This window comes from Leucobacter musarum subsp. musarum (genome assembly GCF_001273845.1).
Taxonomy (GTDB): Bacteria; Actinomycetota; Actinomycetes; order Actinomycetales; family Microbacteriaceae; genus Leucobacter; species Leucobacter musarum.
Map to the genome: position 1 here is coordinate 1 of NZ_JHBW01000067.1, position 14,359 is coordinate 14,359.

The 14,359-nt window shown below is 65.2% G+C and carries 10 protein-coding genes, 3 tRNA genes and 1 pseudogene; 2 read left to right on the forward strand and 12 right to left on the reverse strand.

All coding sequences use genetic code 11. From position 1 onward, the window contains the following. From CH42_RS16770 to CH42_RS05380, 4 genes and pseudogenes are all read right to left on the reverse strand, one after another. Window positions 1-236, reverse strand: a 236-nt coding sequence (locus tag CH42_RS16770; protein WP_204374527.1) for a hypothetical protein, incomplete at its 3' end; no start/stop codon positions are given. A 254-nt stretch (window positions 237-490) separates the two neighbouring features. After that, window positions 491-1,486, reverse strand: a pseudogene (locus CH42_RS15925) (IS481 family transposase). A 113-nt stretch (window positions 1,487-1,599) separates the two neighbouring features. Further along, window positions 1,600-2,454, reverse strand: a complete 855-nt coding sequence (locus CH42_RS15930; protein ID WP_082309306.1) for a DUF4393 domain-containing protein — start codon at window positions 2,452-2,454, stop codon at window positions 1,600-1,602. 87 nt (window positions 2,455-2,541) lie between these two features. Continuing rightward, on the reverse strand, window positions 2,542-3,015 hold the full coding sequence (locus CH42_RS05380) for a hypothetical protein (protein WP_053352204.1): 474 nt from the start codon (window positions 3,013-3,015) through the stop codon (window positions 2,542-2,544). A gap of 8 nt (window positions 3,016-3,023) precedes the next feature. Between CH42_RS05380 and CH42_RS05385 the strand changes: the two genes are divergently transcribed. Next, the gene (locus tag CH42_RS05385; RefSeq protein ID WP_053352205.1) at window positions 3,024-3,644 is read left to right on the forward strand and encodes a site-specific integrase; all 621 of its coding nucleotides are present in this window, start codon (window positions 3,024-3,026) and stop codon (window positions 3,642-3,644) included. Between the two features lie 246 nt (window positions 3,645-3,890). Here the strand turns inward: CH42_RS05385 and CH42_RS05390 are convergent. From CH42_RS05390 to CH42_RS05400, 3 genes are all read right to left on the reverse strand, one after another. After that, a tRNA-Phe gene (locus CH42_RS05390) sits at window positions 3,891-3,963 on the reverse strand. Between the two features lie 65 nt (window positions 3,964-4,028). Then, window positions 4,029-4,105 (reverse strand) — tRNA-Asp (locus tag CH42_RS05395). 36 nt (window positions 4,106-4,141) lie between these two features. Then, a tRNA-Glu gene (locus CH42_RS05400) sits at window positions 4,142-4,214 on the reverse strand. 226 nt (window positions 4,215-4,440) lie between these two features. On the opposite strand from CH42_RS05400, the gene CH42_RS05405 reads away from it, so the two are divergent. Beyond that, the gene (locus CH42_RS05405; protein WP_075205252.1) at window positions 4,441-6,516 is read left to right on the forward strand and encodes a primary-amine oxidase; all 2,076 of its coding nucleotides are present in this window, start codon (window positions 4,441-4,443) and stop codon (window positions 6,514-6,516) included. Window positions 6,517-6,666: 150 nt separating this feature from the next. On the opposite strand, the gene CH42_RS05410 is transcribed toward CH42_RS05405, so the two are convergent. The 5 genes from CH42_RS05410 to CH42_RS05430 form a co-directional block, all read right to left on the reverse strand. After that, on the reverse strand, window positions 6,667-8,244 hold the full coding sequence (locus tag CH42_RS05410) for a peptidase M20 (protein ID WP_053352206.1): 1,578 nt from the start codon (window positions 8,242-8,244) through the stop codon (window positions 6,667-6,669). 118 nt (window positions 8,245-8,362) lie between these two features. Then, window positions 8,363-9,355: a C-terminal binding protein gene (locus CH42_RS05415; RefSeq protein WP_053352207.1), complete on the reverse strand. Its 993-nt coding sequence runs from the start codon at window positions 9,353-9,355 to the stop codon at window positions 8,363-8,365. Window positions 9,356-9,499: 144 nt separating this feature from the next. After that, the gene (locus CH42_RS05420) at window positions 9,500-11,149 is read right to left on the reverse strand and encodes a thiamine pyrophosphate-binding protein (RefSeq protein ID WP_053352208.1); all 1,650 of its coding nucleotides are present in this window, start codon (window positions 11,147-11,149) and stop codon (window positions 9,500-9,502) included. Further along, window positions 11,149-12,825 carry an amidohydrolase gene (locus CH42_RS05425; protein ID WP_053352209.1) on the reverse strand — a complete coding sequence of 559 codons (1,677 nt, stop codon included), beginning with the start codon at window positions 12,823-12,825 and terminating at the stop codon, window positions 11,149-11,151. The genes CH42_RS05420 and CH42_RS05425 overlap by 1 nt, the downstream gene beginning before the upstream one ends. A 43-nt stretch (window positions 12,826-12,868) precedes the next feature. After that, on the reverse strand, window positions 12,869-14,215 hold the full coding sequence (locus CH42_RS05430; RefSeq protein ID WP_053352210.1) for an MFS transporter: 1,347 nt from the start codon (window positions 14,213-14,215) through the stop codon (window positions 12,869-12,871). Window positions 14,216-14,359: the final 144 nt, after the last annotated feature.

Genomic DNA, 14,359 nt, shown 5'->3' on the forward strand with positions numbered 1-14,359 from the left:
GACCCAAACCTTTGGATTAGCGCCTCGGTATCGATCGCAGTTGACGTTCCAATTTCTTCAGCACGCACTTCAGAAGTGGCACCAATACTGTCTGCCTTTGACGTCGCCTGCGACATTTCCCGCGGGTTGGTAAGAAGTAAGACTGCTTCTCGAAACGCGGGCTCGTACAAGCTCTCGGGCACTCCTGACGCCTGAACTGCAGCCCACGCTCTGGTTAAAACATCACTGGCTTCCATCAAACCTCCCTTATATGGATTTAAACCTTCACACATCGTGATTCATCGGTTAACGCCGACACGCTGAACAGCTTCAACGGGGCAGGGAATCTCAACTCATTGATTTAAAAACGGGACAATACCTGCACGAGACTGAGTCGCTCCCCAAATCCCCAAGTTTTGAGGCTTTGGCGAACATAACGGAACATAGTCAAGCCAGGTGCACTAGACCATTCGAAATGGCTAACGGGATTCTGATAATTTGCCACCGCGGCCTAGTTGTGATTTCCCGGGAGGTTGGTGAGCCTGGTAGTGGGCGCGGCTCCGATCGCGGAGTGGCGACTGTGGTGGTTATGGAGGTGCAGCCACCCAGGAAGCACGTCGCGCCGCTCGGTCTCCAAACCATAGAACCTGGCATACGCCCTCCCATCGGCGAGTATGCGGTGGAACCGTTCTATCTTCCTGTTGGTTTGCGGCCGATAGGGCCGGGTACGCTTCGGCACGATCTCTAGGTCTCACTACGCATTGCGCCATGTGTGTGACCGATACGCGGAGCCGTTATCAGAGGGCGCTCTTTCGACGGTGACACCCCGCTCAGCGAGCCAAGCGACCGCACGAGTCAGCACCCCGATCGCGGTGACGGACTTCTCGTCTTCACTCATCTCGATATACGCAACACGCTAATGGTCGTCGATGACTGTGTGCAGGATACCCCATCCCGAGCCTGGGCTGGCAGCCGCTGGTGCGAGTGCCCTCGCGATCCGATGTCGCCGCGCGATAGACGAGTCCCTGCGACCTCCCCACGAACCGGTGTCCACCATCGTCAGGGATGCGATCGAACTTCGTCACGTCCAAAGCGATCAACGACCCGGGATAGGGATGCTTGTAGCGTCGGATCGGTTCCCCGGTGACCTGGTCGATGCGCAAGAGCCAGTTGAGGCCCACCCCCCCAGCACGGCGCGAACAGGGGAGGTGGGCATCCAGAGCGCACCGGCGATCTGAGCCGGGCCGAGCCTGCCACATCAGCGCAATCTGATGATTCGTTTAATGACGGGCAATGGAGTTCGTGTGGGCGTCGAACGGGGACGGCTCGACCGGTCATTCATCCCAGCCGTGCCCTACTTACGGTGCCGGATTGCCCATTTGCGGGCAGTCACAGGTGAGACCATGAACATCTTCTCGGCAGCGGTGACAGGTCAGTCGTCCTCGATGACGAGTTTCGCGAGTCTGAGACCTGCGCGCTGGGTAAGTGCAGCATTAGCGTCGACCATGAACACCTCCCGTCGTGAAGCGGTTCCTTATACAGCTCCACTTCACAACAGGAGGCCTTTGCTCATCAGCAGGTCACACGCGATTCACGAAGCTACGACCCTGGACATCCCAACTAGTTGGACGCCTGGTTCTGGTATTTTTCGAGCGCTTCCTTGGCAGATACTGAAGCGGCGAAGAAACGACCGAAATCTGTGACAACGAGAATGCCTCGTTTAGTCTCAAGCTTCTTACCGCGTGTCTCCACAGCTTTCCGGAAATTTCTCACGACGTAATGATTCTCGGCCCATTTATATCGGGCCTCGTCCGTTAGGTAATTCTCGAAGTTGTATTCGATCAAGCCTAGGCGCTGCCAGTTTTGATGCCAGGAGGCCACCTTCTTCACTTCGACAACCGTGTGGCTAGGCGGATCAGGATTGAACTCAGTAATCATGCTAAGTAATAATGATGACCCTTGTGAATCAGGCGATGCAGATCGTAATTGCACAATTGCAACTGCACCATTGAAGTTTAGAACTTCAAGAAGCGCGCCAATTTCCGCGGGGCTTAGCTCCCTTATGATCTGAACGAACGATGGATGTATTTGTTCGGCGGCTCGCTGGTCCATTGCGGCGCCGAGCAATCGCATGAACAAGTCTTCTAGCTCCGGCTCGTCAGAAGCGTCAGCAAGTCCGTTCATGAGTGGTCCCGCGATATAGGCGGGAGGTTCTTGAAGGTTCTCTGCTGGAATATCGCTAGTCACTTCATCGAGGCGAGTGGCGAACTTTGTGTTGAAGTACTCGACTGCCTTTCGCCTCCCAGCGTTTAACGCTGCCAACGGTAGAAGAATTGTTTCTAAGGTCTCGGCGATGACCAGGGTTGATCCTGCGAGGCTATCTGCTGCCGTCCGCATTTTCGGCGAGTCCTTCGCTACATGAAGTAATTCTCCCGCGAAAGATGCTGCCTCTGACGCGCCGTTGGATTCAGACATGGTCCAAAGATATATCGATCTGGGAGTTTTTGGATTGGATGTGAATGAGGGGCGGCGCTCGTGCTCGAACGCCGCCCCTCCCAGCTGCTAGCTATTTTTGTTGAGCCAGTGGCTGATCTTCGGCGCCCGTTCGCAGGTAATGGAGTTGTTCATGGCTCGGAGTATGGTCTCTCCGGGCTGGCTGCCGCCGCGGAGTTCGATGGGTTCTCCGTCGAGTTCTGCACCTTCGATGGGAATGCCAGCGTCAATGAGTAGGTGCGTATGGTTGCCGATAGTTTCGCAGTATTTGCGGCGCGCAGTAACGAAGTCTTGGAACGCCGTGTGCGCAGTGTTGACGTCCGTGTTGAACGCCTTTCGTGCGCTGGCCTCGTCTTCCAGTGCTGCAGCGAGAAGCTTGCGGACTTCGTCGACGTTGGACAGCTTGCCGCGATCGGCTTCGCCTGCTTGGTCGCTTCGGCGACCTAAGTTCGGCTGAGGCGACGCCAGGACGATTACTGAAGCTCCTGACTCGTGCAGAGAAAGAGAATGGGCCTGGCGCTGCGAAGAATTGCCGGTCTGCATTGAGTGGCATGCTCGGTCTTGCGGTCAGAAATGGCGCGATCCCTCGCAACCCTGTTCGTGAGCTTGAGCGCATTCGCCACCGCTCCAAGAAGGGCAGCGAGGCAATCCCACTGCAGGAGCTTCCCGTGTTCCTCGAGCGCGTCCGCGAAGATGCGCTGCTGATCGAGTGGGACACCGTTGAGTTGATCGAGTTCATGCTTGCGACGGGTTGGCGCGTTGCCGAAGTGTGCGCCCTGCAGATCGAGTCCGTGCATGATGACTTCACCGCGGCGAGTGTGGATGCGATCGCGAAGCGTGTGACGAAGATTGGAATGCAGCGCCAGGAGTTCCCGAAGACTGAGGCATCTCGTCGCACCACTCCCCTGCCAGAGGCCGCAGGAGCGCTCCTGCGGCGACGTTGGCAGAAACTTGAAGGGCAGACGCCGTTACTCTTCCCGACGCCCCTCATGCGAATGCGCGACCCATCGAACACACAACGCGAGATCCGCGACCGTCGAGACGCGCTGGGTTACCCGGAACTCAGCACCCATTCGTTCCGAAAGACGGTAGCGACGATGCTCGATAGCGCCGGCCTATCTGCACGCGACATCGCTGAATACCTGGGGCATGCCAACCCGTCGATCACGTAAGACACCTACATGGCGAAGACCACGGGAAGCAAAAAAGCCGCCGAGACCATGCAAAGCAGGCTCGACGGCTGGTTTTGAAAGTGCGGGGTTTATGCGGGGTGCCTGACTGAGAAGTTTTCTGCTGAATCTCGAAGCCCGGAACACCGTTTCAGTGAAGCCCAAGCAAAACACCTGATAGAAAGCAAAAAAGAACCCCCGCAAGTAGAAGCCTTGCGAGGGTTCGGAGTGGGCGTAATACTCCCACAGTGGCTCCGACCGGCATCGATCCGGTGACCTTTCGATTTTCAGTCGAACGCTCTACCAACTGAGCTACAGAGCCAGGCACTCACCTTATGGCGATCGCCGGGAGATGAAGAAGCCCTTCCGAAGAAGGGCTTCTCACCTTGGCGACCCTGACGGGACTTGAACCCGCGACCTCCGCCGTGACAGGGCGGCGCGCTAACCAACTGCGCCACAGGGCCATAATGCATTGCTATTCAATTGTGTTTGGTAAAGCGTGACCCCAACGGGATTCGAACCCGTGCTGCCGCCGTGAAAGGGCGGTGTCCTAGGCCGCTAAACGATGGGGCCGAAGCAATTTCCCGCTTGCTACCGAGATGAAATCTTACGGGGGTTCTCCATGCACACGCAAATCGAGCCAGCAAAAGCGGGATCTCTGGCGTGTCGCACCGGCAACGGGGATGCGAATATCACGCATCGAACGCCCGACATCCGCGGAAACACGCGCGACGCGACGGGGGTCACTCCCCCGTTCAGATCTTCCCAAATGTCCGTGGTCCGTGGCACTCTGAGAGCGATGCGACCGCGACGTCGCACCCCCGAGATCGCGAAAGATCGGAGCACCATGGCTTCCCACCCGCTTGACTCCCTGTCCGCCGATGAAATCGCCGCGACCTCGGCGCTGCTCACCGTCGAGCACCAGATCGATGGCGGGTGGCGGTACGCCTCGATCATCTTGCACGAACCACCGAAGGCGCAGGTGCTGGCGTGGGTCGAGGGCGACGCGATCGAACGCCGCTCCCTCTCCGTCGTCTGGAACAAGTCGAGCAACGAGGTCTACGAAGCGATCGTCAACCTCTCCGACTCCACCGTCGAGTCCTGGGAGCATCGGCCCGGCGTCACCCCCAACTTCACCGTCGACGAATACCACGGCTGCGATGTCGCCCTGCGCGACAATGCCGAGGTGCGCGCGGTGCTCGAGTCGCGCGGCATTGATCCTGCCCTCGTGCTGTTCGACCTCTGGACGTACGGCAACGCCGTCATGCCGCCGCAGTGGCGCGATCGGCGCCTCGGCTGGGTCGACATCTGGAAACGCGCGACGCCACAGGGCAACCCCTACGCGCACCCGGTGAGCGGCCTCAAGATCATCGTCGACGTCAACACCATGGAGGTGCTGCAGATCGACGACGGGCACGACCGCGGGTTCCCCGAGGTCGACGCCGAGTACGTACCCGAGTTGCGCGGCGAGCCCGAGCGACAAGACCTGAAAGCGCTCGACATCGTGCAGCCCGACGGGGTGTCATTCGATCTCGAAGGATCGCGACTGCGCTGGCAAGACTGGGAGTTCCGGCTCGGCTTCAACTACCGCGAGGGCCCGGTCATCTACCAGGTGAAGTTCAAAGACGGCGACGAGTACCGCGATGTCGCGTACCGCATGTCGCTGGCCGAGATGATCGTTCCCTACCGCGACTCGAGTTTCGACCACTACCGCCGCACCGCGTTCGACATCGGCGAGTGGGGCCTCGGGTACATGTGCACGTCGCTCGAGCTCGGCTGCGACTGCCTCGGCGAGATCACCTATCTCGACGGGGTGCTGCCGAATACGGCGGGAGATCCGGTCGTCACGAAGAACGTCATCTGCCTGCACGAAGAAGATGACGCGGTGCTCTGGAAGCACGTCGACCCCGATGCCGGCACCGAGGTGCGCCGCATGCGCCGATTCGTTGTTTCGGTGCACGCTACCGTCGCGAACTACGAGTACCTCGTCTACTGGCGCTTCTACCCTGACGGCAACATCGAGTGCGAGATTCGGGCGACCGGCATCATGGTCTCGACTCCAATGGAGGATCACGCCGCGACGCACGCCACCGGCACCGTCATCGACCAGCGCACCTACGCACCCCACCATCAGCACTTCTTAGTGGCCCGCCTCGATCTCGATGTCGACGGCGACCGCAACACCGTCGTCGAATCCGATTCGCTCCCAGCTCCCATCAGCGACGCGAACCCGTTCGGGCTCGACCTGAACACGCGGGGCACCGTGATCGCGTCGGAGAAGGACGCCGGGCGCCTCTACAGCTGGGATCGGCAGCGCGCGTGGAAGGTGCAGAACCCCAACCGCCTCAACGCGTGGGGCGCGCCGACCGCGTACAAGCTCGTACCCACCGGTTCGTTCCCGGCCATGTTCGACGAGTCGTCGCCGATTCTGCGCCGCAACCCTGTCATCGGCAACACGCTCTGGGTGACGCAGCACCACGACACCGAGATGTGGCCGGCTGGCGACTACCCCACCCAGTCGGCGAACGACCAGGGCAACGGCATGAGCGCCTGGATCGCCGACGACGAGAACCTCGTCGACACCGACGTGGTGCTCTGGTACGTCTTCGGCATCCACCACATCACGCGCGCCGAAGACTGGCCGATTATGCCGGTCGACAAGGTCGCGTTCACACTCAAGCCGTTCGGGTTCTTCGACCGCAACCCATCGCTCGACGCCCCGCGCTCGCAGCCCAAGGGCGGTGGCGCGTGCTGCGTCGGTGGCGCCGCGGGCGGCTCGGGCTGCACTTGCGACCACGGGCATGGCGGTGGCGGGCACGCGCATGGACACGGAGGTGACGTGCCCGGCCAGAGCCCAGACGCGTCGGGCGCGTAGAGCACGCGAGCCAAACACCGAACCCCTCTCAAGTCGCCGTGCCCCTCCAATCTGCACGCGCAGAACGGAGGGGCTCGGCAACTTCGGAGGGGTTCGACGAGGCGATCTGGCACGACCCGCCGAGACAACCGCTCAGCGGACGGCCTCGACCTACCAGTGGCGGTGCTCGTGCGTCCCGGCGAGGTCGGCGCGGTAGTCGGGCCAGGGGAGGTCGATCGGCGGCTCGAAGTCGGCGGGCAGCAGCGCCGGCACGGGCTCGGCTGCGGTGCGCTCGGCGAACTCGCGCTGAGCCTCTTCCAACACCGAGGGCTTCGTCAGCAGGTCGAGGAAGGTGCCGGCGACCGTCTTACCCGCGGTCAGAATCGTCGGCGCGATCGTCTCGGGGATGCCGCCGAGCGCGTTCATCACCCACGACGGGTACGGGCCGGCACCGGGCACGGGCTGCAGCGCCGGGCGCGACACGTAGAAGCGCACGAGCGGGGCGTAGTGGCTCATCTCGACGTAGTCGTCGCTGGTCCAGTTGCGCTGCCAGGCGGGCATGTGCTCGCGCAGCCCGCGCTCGGCTTCCTGCGGGGTGATGAGCTGCTCGGTCTCGGCGAGGAACGGTCGCTCACTCGGCGTGAGCCCGAGCGAGCGCTGCACCTCCTGCGCCACCGCGATCGCCTCGGGCCCGTATGAGGGCGCTCCGACTTCAGAGAGGTTGTCGAACAGCACGGTTGCCATCGCGTGGTTGGTGCGGCCCGGGCGACTGCGGGCGATCCACCGCTCTTCGAGCTCGCAGTGGCCCATCGTGGCTGCCGCGGCCGCGTTGCGGTCGAGCACGGCGAGGATGTGCTCGGCCATTTCGATGTCAGGCGTGCGCCACGAAAACTGGATGCGGGCGACCCGCTGCGGCAGGTTGTCGGCGGTGGCCTGGCCATCGCTCAGGATCGCGTCAGAGAAGCTCCACCCGCCCGCCGCGGGCAGCATTGCGTCGAGCATGCTGCGCGACGCGGAGTACATCTGCACGAGCGACAGGTTGGCGCCGGGTGCGCGGGCGGCCGAGTGCGATGCCGGGATCGGGGAGTTCGGGTCGGCGCTCGAGAGCTGCCACTGTTCGGGGTGATCGCAAACGAACGAGTAGACCTTGCTGTAATACGCGCCGCACTGTGTGTCCCAGCGGGCGGTGTTGCAGAGCGGCAGCATGTAGAACGGGTGGAACGACACGATGGCGTCGGCGTCGTCGTAGTACCCGCGCAGGCCGTGCACGACCTTCGAGCCATGCATCTTTTCGGCGGGCTCTCCGGTGTAGTGGAGGGTGCCGGTGATGCCGTGCTGCTCCATCGCGTGCTTCGTGGCGAGCACGCCGGCGAGCGTCGAGATGCCGAGCACCGAGTGCGGGTCGGTGTGGCCGGGGGCGAAGCGCGAGAGCCCCTCGCGCGGGGCCTCGGCGGTGGTCGCGGCCTGGCTGTTGCCGGGCACGGCGTCGTACTCGGCGTAGGTGAGCAGCGTAGGTCCGTCACCGTTCGACCAGCGCGCGCTGAACGCGGTGGGCATGCCCGCCGAGCCGTCTTCGACGTCGAATCCTTCGGCGCGGAGGCGCTCAACGTACCACTGCTGCGAGCGGTACTCTCGCCAGGCCGGCTCTGCGAGCTCCCAGATTTGCGTGTGCCACTCGGTGAGCTGCTGCAGATGGTCGTCGATCCAGGTCTGCGCGGTGCGCTTCGCCTCGGCGGTGAGTTCGGTCACGATGACGGGTCCTTTCGAGATGTGCGGGGTCGGTCGAGTAGCCCCGTCGCTGATGGAGCGCGGGGTGTGCGGCAAGCAGGGTGAGGTAGAAAGCGGGCGCCGGATCGAGGCGCGTCGCTCAGGAGAGCAGATTGACGGGCGAGTCGGGCGCCCCCGTCTCGGCGTAGGTCGCGGCGTTCTGGGCCTGGATGCGCACGTACTCGGTTTCCGTGCGGGCCGAGAAGTAGGCGATGTGCGGCGTGAGTATGACATCGTCACGGCCGACGAGCGGATGGCCGGGAGCGGGTGGCTCTTCCGCGAGCACGTCGAGCGCCGCGGCCGACAGCTGCCCGGCGTCGAGGGCTGCGGCCAGCGCCGGTTCGTCGATCAGGGCGCCGCGCGACACGTTGACGAGCATCGACCCGCGGGGCATGTCTGCGAGGAACGCGGCGTCGACCATGCGCCCGGTTTCGGGAGTGAGCGGCAGGTGCAGCGACAGCGCGTGCGATTCACGGCGCACGGTGTCAAGGTCGGTGCGGGTCACGCCGAGTGCGTCGAGATCGGCGCGGATCTCCGGCGTATCCGGCAGCAGCGGATCGTACCCGAGCACGCGACCGAAGAGCGGCCCCGCGAGCCGTGCGAGCTCTCGCCCGATCTTGCCGAGGCCGACGATACCCAGGGTGGTCTCGCTGAGGCGCGGCGGGGCAACCTCGGCCCGCGAGTTCCAGTCGGCCGGGGTGGCCGACGCGAGGTAGAACGGCAGCTGCCGGGTGGCGTGGAGCAGGATCGCCAGCGCATGCGTGGCAACTTCCTCGGTGGCGGCACCGGGCACGTTCGTCACCCAGATGCCGTGCTCGGTGGCCGCGTCGATGTCGACGTAGTCGAAGCCCATCGACATGAGCGCGATGACCTTCAGGTTCGGAAGCGCCTCGATGATCTCGCGGGTGATCGACGCATAGCCGGGCAGCAGCACCTCGGCGTCATGGGCGCCCGCGATGATCTCGGCGGGGTCGCGGGTTTCAAGTAGGCGCACGGTGAATCCGGCGTCTTCGAGCAGCCGCACGCCCGCAGCCACATCGGTGTCGTCGGTGTCGGTGTAGACCGCGATGCGGGGGGCGGGGGTCGCTGACATGGGGTGCTCGCTTCCGCGCGGGTCGCTGCCGCGCCGGGTCGGGGTCGGTGCCGGTGTTCGTGGTGGCGATCTGGGTAGGTGCGGTTCCGGATCGCGGTGAGATTCGGGGCGGGCCGAGCGGGGGCAGGGCCCGCCCCGAAACAGTTAGACGGTGAAGGCCGCCTGGTCGATGTGGATCAGCTGCAGCCCACCGCCGGCGGTCGCGGCTGCGATCGTGTCGGCGAGCTCGGCACCCGTCGACGCGCGTCGGCCGGTGCCGCCGAACGCGGTCGCCACGGCGGCCCAGTCGGGCTGCACCAGATCGACGCCCACGGGCGCGATACCCGCGTCGGCCTCGTTCTGCTTGATCTCGGCGTAGCCGCCATTGTCCACAACAATCACGGTGACGTCGAGGCGCTGCTCGACGACGGTGATGAACTCCTGCATGGAAAACATCAGCGCACCGTCGCCGACCACCACGAACGCCGGGCGATCCGGAGCCCCGATGCGGGCACCGAGCGCCGCCGGCAATCCGTACCCGAGGGTCGCGTACGTCGCCATGTACGGCGTCGAGTTCGGCTGCGCGACGCGCAGCGTGTTGAGCAGGCCCCAGTACGCGATCTGCGAGGAGTCGGTCGCCACGATGGCATCGGCGGGCAGTGCCGCCGCGATGCGCTCGGCGAGCACGGTGTTCGCCTCTGACAACTCGGCCGACTCGGCGCGCACCTGGGCGATCGTCTCGGCGACGGACGCCTCCGCGCGAGCCCGGGCGGCAACGATCACGGCCGGCTCGGTCGCGATGCCGTCGAGCTCCGCGAGCAGCGCGTCGAGCGTCGCGGCCGCGTCGCCGACGAGACCGATCTCGATCTCTTGATTCTTCGGCAGCTGCGATTCGAGCAGATCAATGCGGATCACTCGGCCCTGTGCTTCGAGACGCTCGACCCAGAGCTCGGCCTCACCGAGCTTCGAGCCGACCACCAGCAGCACGTCGGCCTGCTGGGCGCGCGAGCGCGCGGCGGCGAGACGCAAGCTCGACCCGATCGCGAGCGGGTGCGACTCGTCGAGCACGCCCTTCGCGTTCAGCGTCGTGACCACCGGGGCGCCGATGCGCTCGGCGAGCGCGCGAAGTTGCTCCCCCGCACCGCGCGACCCGCCGCCCGCGAGAATCACGGGTTCCCGCGCTGCGGCGAGCAGTGCGGCCGCGGCTGCGACCTGCGCAGCATCTGCTGTGGGCGCCGGCGCGAAGGCGCGCGGCGCGAGCGCGGCGGCGTCGAGGTCGGTCTCCTCTTCGAGCAGGTCGAGCGGAATCTCGAGGTAGACCGGGCGCGGGCGCCCGGTGGCGAAGAGCTCGAACGCGTCGTGCACGGCGTCGACGGCCTCGGCCGCGGTCTGCACGCGGCGACCCCATTCGACGATCGCCGAGGCAGCGCTGAGCTGATCCTTCGTCTCATGCAGCGTGCCCACGTCGGCGAACTCCGCGCCGCGGGCCGGGCCCGGCGACACGATGATCATGGGGCGTGACTCGCAGTACGCGGTGCCTGCGGCCGAGAGGGCGTTGAGCAGCCCGGGGCCGCTCGTCGTGATCACGACGCCCGGCAGCCCGGTCTGCAGCGACCAGCCATCGGCGGCGTAGCCCGCGCCCTGCTCGTGGCGGGAGGTGACCGGGCGGATCCCGAGTGCACTCAGCGGACGGTACAGCTCGAGGTTATGCGTGCCCGGAATGCCGAATACCGTGTCGACGCCGTAGCCGCGCAGGGCCTCGATGACGACCCAGCCGGTGGTGCGCTTGGCCGCGGTCTCGGTGACGGCGGTCATCAGCGTGCCTCGCCGGCGGCGAAGCGGCGGCTACCGTCGACCCAGGTCTCACGGACGGGGATCTGCGAGATCTCCGCGCCGTCGACCGTCAGCGGGTTGGCGCCGAGCACGACGAAGTCGGCGCGCTTGCCGGCGGTGATCGAACCGAGCTCGCTCTCGCGGCCCAGCGAGATCGCTCCCTCGAGGGTGTGCCCGCGCAGGGCGGCCTCGGGGCTGATGCGCAGCGAGTCGGGGCCAAGCTGCGCGCCACGGCGGGTCACGCGGGTCACAGCGGCCTGGATCGCTTCGAGCGGTCGGGGCTCGGCGACGGGGGCATCCGACGAGATCGTGACCGGCACGCCAGCCTCGATGAACTCGCCGAGCGGGTTGAAGCGCTCGCCCGGGGTGCCGATCGCCTGCTCAACGCCCTCGCCCCAGTTGTAGTAGTGCTGGGTCTGGTTCACCGGGCGAATGCCGAGCTGCGCCATGCGCGTGATCTCCTCGGGCGTGGGCAGACCGCAGTGCTCGATGCGGTGACGCGCGTCGGCATCGGGTCGTTCGATGAGCGCCTGCTCGATCGCGTCGACGACGAGCTTGATGGCGGTCGGCGACTGCGCGTGCGTGGCGGTCTGCAGGCCGGCGGCGTGCGCCTTGCTGACGAGCTCGGTGTACTCGCGCGGCTCGTGGTAGAGCTGGCCGGTGCGGCACGGGTCGCCCACGTAACCCTCCGGGAAGTAGGCGGTCCAGCCGCCCAGCGTGCCGTCGGCGTACAGCTTGATGCCGGTCGCGGCGAGGAACGGGTTGCCGAACGGGCCGGTCAGGCCGAGGTCGAGCACCTGGTCGAGCAGGTGCGACAGGAAGTACATGGAGACGCGCATGTCGAGCGCGCCGCGGTCGGCTGCCTCGAGGTACGCCGCGAACTCGCGCTTCGATACCTGGGCGTCGCCGATCGCCGTGACCCCGCCTCGCAGGAATTCGCGCTGCACGAGGTCGAGCTGACGCTGGTGCTCTGCGGGCTCGTCGCCGAGGTGGAAGTTGGGGCCGTGGTGCCCGATCTTCACACCGTGCAGGCCCGTGAGCACGTTGCACGCGGCGTCAGACAACTCGCCGGTGAGGTCGCCTTCGGCGTTGCGGAAGAACTCGCCGCCCTCGGGGTTCGGGGTATCGCGAGTGATCCCGAACTTCTCGAACGTGAAGGTGTTCACCACGCCGCCGTGACCCGACGCGTTCATGATGTACACCTCGCGGTCGGTGGCGATCTCGTCGAGTTCCTGGCGCGTGGGGTGGCGGCGCTCGGTCAGGTTGCGCTGCTCGTAGCCGTAGCCGCGAATCGGCGCGCCGGCGGGCAGCTTCGCTGCTCCTTCGCGCATGAGCGCGACGATCTCAGGGATCGACCCGGCCTTCGCCGGCGAGATGTCGATCCAGGTGAGCATCTGCCCGTACATGAGCGGGTGCGCGTGGGGGTCGATGAAGCCGGGCACGATGGTGGCGTCCGGGTAGTCGGCCCGCTCGGGAGTGAGCCCTGCGTCGGCAGCCGCCGCCTCGACGTCCGCGACGGAACCGACGGCGAGAATGCGCCCGCCGGCGGTCAGGAACGCCTCGGCCTCCGGGCGTTCGGTGTCGACGGTCAGGATTCGCTGCGCGGTGACGATCGTGGGGATCGAATCGCGGGCGTCGTAGGTGGCGAGCTGTCGCACGGGGCTACTCCTTCAGTGGGTGTTCAGTGATGCGTCCGACCGACTAGCGGTTGGAGGTGGGTACGGCGGTGGTGTCGAGGCGAGCCTTGAGCGAGGCCGTCGCGGGAGCGGTGTCCGAGTGCTGCGGCGCGAAGACGGTGCCGAGGATCGCGAGCAGCGCCAGCAGACCGAAGAACGCGATGACGGCCCAGAAGTTGCCAGTGGCGACGAGCAGACCAGTCGCGATCGCGGGCGAGAGGCCACCCCAGACCGCTGCGCCAATGCCGTACGACAGGGACATCGAGGTGTAACGCGCCTGCGGGCGGAACATCTGCGCCATCAAGGTCGACAGCGGAGCCCAGGCGCCGCTCAGCGTCAGGCGGAGCACCGACACGAAGAGATAGATCATGGCGACGTTGTGCGCATCGATGAAGAGCACGAGCGGGATCACCGCGACGAGCGAGAGGCCCGACCCGAGAATCATGACGGTCTTCGCACCGATCTTGTCGCCAACCCACGCGAGCGGCAGGGTGACCAGCGTCTCGACGAACGCCGCGACGGTCATGGCGCCGAGGATCACCTCGGCGTTCAGGCCGATTTCGGGGCTCGTTGCGTAATTCTGCACGAAGGTCGTGGCGAGCACGTAGCCGCCCGAGGCCATGGCGATGATGCCGAAGCCGAGCAGCATCGGCCACCAGTTGTTCTTCAGCGCGAACAGGATCGGCGTGGACTGGTTGTGACCCTCGATTTTCTGCTCGAAGACCGGGGTCTCCTCGACGCGGTAGCGGACCCAGAAGCCGACGCCGATGAGCACGATGCTGAAGAGGAACGGGATGCGCCAGCCCCACGTGAGCAGCACGTCGTCGCCCATCGCGGCGAGGATCCAAAACGCTGCCGTCGACAGCAGTGCGCCCAGCGGGTTGCCGAGCTGCGTGAAGCCACCGTAGAAGGTCTTGAACTTCTCAGGAGCACTCTCGACGGCCATGAGGCTTGCGCCGCCCCACTCGCCGCCGACGGCAAGGCCCTGAGCGATGCGCAGCACGATCAGCAGGATCGGGCCCCAAATGCCGATGGTGGCGTATCCGGGCAGCAAGCCAACGAGCGTCGTGGCGATGCCCATGACGAGCAGTGTGATGGTCAGCGCCGGCTTACGGCCGAGCTTGTCACCGATGTGGCCGAAGATGATGCCGCCGAGCGGACGGGCGAAGTAGGCGACCGCGTACGTGCCGAACGACGCGAGCGTGCCGAGACCGCGATCGAGTTCGGGGAAGAACACGCTCGGGAAGACGATGGCTGCGGCGGTCGCGTAGACGTAGAAGTCATACCACTCGATGGTGGTGCCGACGGCGGCGGCGAAACCGGACTTCAGCGCTCTGCGGTGAGAGTTCACCGGGGCGGTGGCTGTGGACATGGAAGCTCCTTTGCTTAAGGACGGCGCACTTCGCGCGCAACTGCCTCGACTGTAGGTCAGACCGATGACATTCGCGCGCGGATGCATCGTGGTTTTCGCCCCAATTACCGACGAATCGCGTCCACGTGCACGAGATGCGTCCGA

Coding starts and splice junctions, on each gene's coding strand:
- CH42_RS05380 (WP_053352204.1), bottom strand. CDS start 3,015: ATGCAGACCGGCAATTCTTCGCAGCGCCAGGCCCATTCTCTTTCTCTG.
- CH42_RS05385 (WP_053352205.1), top strand. CDS start 3,024: ATGCTCGGTCTTGCGGTCAGAAATGGCGCGATCCCTCGCAACCCTGTT.
- CH42_RS15930 (WP_082309306.1), bottom strand. CDS start 2,454: ATGTCTGAATCCAACGGCGCGTCAGAGGCAGCATCTTTCGCGGGAGAA.
- CH42_RS05430 (WP_053352210.1), bottom strand. CDS start 14,215: ATGTCCACAGCCACCGCCCCGGTGAACTCTCACCGCAGAGCGCTGAAG.
- CH42_RS05405 (WP_075205252.1), top strand. CDS start 4,441: ATGCGACCGCGACGTCGCACCCCCGAGATCGCGAAAGATCGGAGCACC.
- CH42_RS05420 (WP_053352208.1), bottom strand. CDS start 11,149: ATGACCGCCGTCACCGAGACCGCGGCCAAGCGCACCACCGGCTGGGTC.
- CH42_RS05415 (WP_053352207.1), bottom strand. CDS start 9,355: ATGTCAGCGACCCCCGCCCCCCGCATCGCGGTCTACACCGACACCGAC.